2 protein-coding genes are annotated in these 2,792 nt (G+C 73.6%); both read right to left on the reverse strand.

Going from position 1 to position 2,792, the window contains the following annotated elements; genetic code table 11:
- Nucleotides 1-28: 28 nt before the first annotated feature.
- Complete coding sequence (locus ACJOT3_RS33905) at nt 29-856, reverse strand: alpha/beta hydrolase family protein (RefSeq protein WP_406977220.1); 828 nt, start codon at nt 854-856, stop codon at nt 29-31.
- 353 nt (nt 857-1,209) lie between these two features.
- Nucleotides 1,210-2,592: a cytochrome P450 family protein gene (locus ACJOT3_RS33910; protein ID WP_406977219.1), complete on the reverse strand. Its 1,383-nt coding sequence runs from the start codon at nt 2,590-2,592 to the stop codon at nt 1,210-1,212.
- Nucleotides 2,593-2,792: the final 200 nt, after the last annotated feature.

Below are 2,792 nucleotides of genomic sequence, written 5' to 3' on the forward strand. Positions count from 1 at the left end.
CCGCCCCCTTTGTGTGCGATCCGGTGCGCTAGTGCGGGCAGGAGTCGCGGTAGTCGGAGAAGTCGGTGCCGATCCCGGTCCGCGGCGGCGGGCACAGGAACTGCTCGTAGCGGGTGTCGTCGTCGACGAACCGCTTGAGCCAGGCGATGGAGTAGCGCGCGATCACCGTGTTGGAGATGTTGGGCGCGAAGTGGCTCGCGCCGCGCAGCTCCAGGTAGGCGGTGTCGAGCGAGGCCGGCAGGCTCTCGTAGAACGGGATGGCGTGCGAGCGCACCGACGCGACGGAGTCGTTCTGCGCCCCGATGACCAGGGTGGGCACCCGCAGGGACGTCCAGCGCTTCTGGGTGTGCCAGGGGGTGAGCGGGATCGCCGCCTTCAGCTCGGGCCGGCTCTGGGCGACGGCGAGGGTGCCCCCGCCGCCCATGGAGTGACCCATCACGGCCAGCCGGGTGCGGTCCACCCGGTCGGCGACGGAGCTGCGGTCGACCAGGTAGTTCAGCGCGGCGTCGATCTGGCGGCCGCGGCTGTCGGGCTGGTCGTAGCGGGTGAGGGTGTCGATGGTGAACACCACGAAGCCCTGGGACGCGATCCGGTGCCCGTACCAGGACATGGAGGACTGGTCGGCGGTGTACCCGGGGGCGATGACCACGCCGCCGAAGGTGCCCTGGCTGCGGTCGGTCGGGTAGTAGATGGTGCCGCCGCCGAACCCGCTCACCAGGGAGGAGACGGAGGTGGTGGCGGTGCTGAAGTGCCCGCGCACGGCGGTGACGCTCTGCTCGGTGGGGGCGGGGCCGCGCTCGTAGGGGTTGGCGGCCTGGGCGGGCGCGGCGGCGCCGACCGTGAGGCCGACGGCCATCAGGACGGCGGCGCCCACACGGGCGAGACGGGAACGGAATCGGGGGACGGGTCCGGGAGAGGTCCCGGTATCCGGGCGGGGGGTCGTCGTGTGCACGTCGTACCTTTTCTGCGGGAATCCGCATGCGGAAATGCGGATCGGGGGGAGCGCGCTTTCCAGGGCGCGCGGGGAAAGGGGATCGCGTCCCGGTCCGGGGGTGTTCCACCGCCATTTCCGGGCGCCTTCCCGCTTTTCACTATCGTGTCGATCCGGTGAACGCGCATCCGTTGGATCACCGGTCGTGACCGACGGTGTTGCGGGCCGTCGGGCACGACCGGCCCCGGGGCGGTGTTCCAGGGGCGGTGGTCCCGGTGTCAGCGGCGCCGCGAGCGCCACCAGCCGAACAGCCTCCCGAGCAGGTCGTCCGGCCGGTCGTGCGGTGCCGCCCCGGCCTCCGGCACGTCGGTGACCGGGTCCGGGTCGGGCTCCGGTGCCGCCGTCCGGCGCGGCAGCGGCTCGCCGGGGGTGAACTCCACGGGCAGCGCGGCCAGCCCACGCACGAACGGTGACGGCACCCGGCGCAGCAGCACCGGGTCCACGGCCGGGCGCAGTCCCGCCAGGCGTTCGTGCAGGGCGTTCACCCCGGTCGCGGCGATCAGCCGGGCCAGCTCGCCGGCCGGGCAGGCGTGCGGGCCGGCGCCGAACATCAGGTGCGCCCGGGCCCCGCGCACCGCCCCGGTCTCCTCGCGGCCGCGCCGCACCGCCGGGTCGCGGTGCGCCGGGTCGAACCCGATGAGCAGCGCGTCCCCCGTCCGCACCTCGGCGTTGGCGAGCCGCACGTCCTGGAGCGCGAACCGGGCGGGCAGCACCTGGAACGGCGTGTCCGTCCACATGACGTGGTCGAGCAGCTCCCGGACGGTGAGCCGGGCGTCGGCGTGCGCGGCGCGGATGCGTTCGTCGGTGAGCAGGGTGTGCATGGTGTTGCCGATGAGGTGGGTGGTGGGCTGGTGCCCCGCGCTGTTCATCAGCGCCGCCTGGTGCGCCACCTCGTGGTCGGTCAGCCCGTTGGCGTGTTCCAGCATCCACGACGCCAGGTCGCGCCCGGGCGTTCTGCGCTTGCGGGCGACCAGCCCCGCGAAGTACTGCTGGATACGGGCCACCGCCTCCTCGGCCCGGCGGGCGTCGTCGCCGAAGACGATCCCGGTGAGGTCGCCCAGCATGTGCCCGTAGCCGTCGGGCAGCCCGTACAGCCGGTTGAGGACCAGGACCGGGAGCGGGTCGGCGAAGTCGCCGATGAGGTCGGCCTCGCCGTCGGCGATGAACGCGTCGATGAGGCCGTCGGCGATCCGGCGCACGTCGCGGGCGGTGGCGGCCATGTCCACCCGGGACAGGGCGGACACGATCGGGGTGCGCAGCCGGGTGTGCTCGGCGCCGTCGGCGTACAGGACGTTGGGCCGCCAGGACAGGGCGGGCCGGGCCGTGTCCGGGTCGATGCGGCCCGCGATGACCGCGCTCCACTTGCGGGTGTCGCGGGAGAACAGGTGCGGGTTCTGTAGGACCGTGAGGTTCTCGTGGTAGCCGAGCAGCAGCCAGGCGTGGACGCCCGGTTCGAGCTCCACCGGGGCCACCGGGCCGTGGCGTTCGCGCAGCTCGTCCCAGAGGGAGTCGCGACCGGTGTCGGGGGTGGGCCCGTAGAGGCGGGGCAGGGTGCCGGGGCGGCCGCAGGGGGGCGCACCGTCGGAGGATCGGGTGGTCATCGGGTGCGCGGTGCCCGCGGGGGCCGGGGCCGCTTCCCTCCCTTCGGGAACGGGGTGTGCGTGCACGGGGCGGGGACACGCGAACGGCGTGCGTGCGCGGGGCGGGGGCGTCCGATGGCGGGGAGGGGCGGCGGCCGATGGCCTGAGCGTGCATTCTAGGAGTCGCGAACGGCTTTTTTCAATGGCTTCGGAAAAATGCG

It is taken from the genome of Nocardiopsis protaetiae (genome assembly GCF_045446735.1).
Taxonomy (GTDB): domain Bacteria; phylum Actinomycetota; class Actinomycetes; order Streptosporangiales; family Streptosporangiaceae; genus Nocardiopsis; species Nocardiopsis protaetiae.

What these genes read in the sequence shown, in the direction of transcription:
- ACJOT3_RS33910 (WP_406977219.1), bottom strand. Translation starts at nt 2,592, where the DNA reads ATGACCACCCGATCCTCCGACGGTGCGCCCCCCTGCGGCCGCCCCGGC.
- ACJOT3_RS33905 (WP_406977220.1), bottom strand. Translation starts at nt 856, where the DNA reads ATGGCCGTCGGCCTCACGGTCGGCGCCGCCGCGCCCGCCCAGGCCGCC.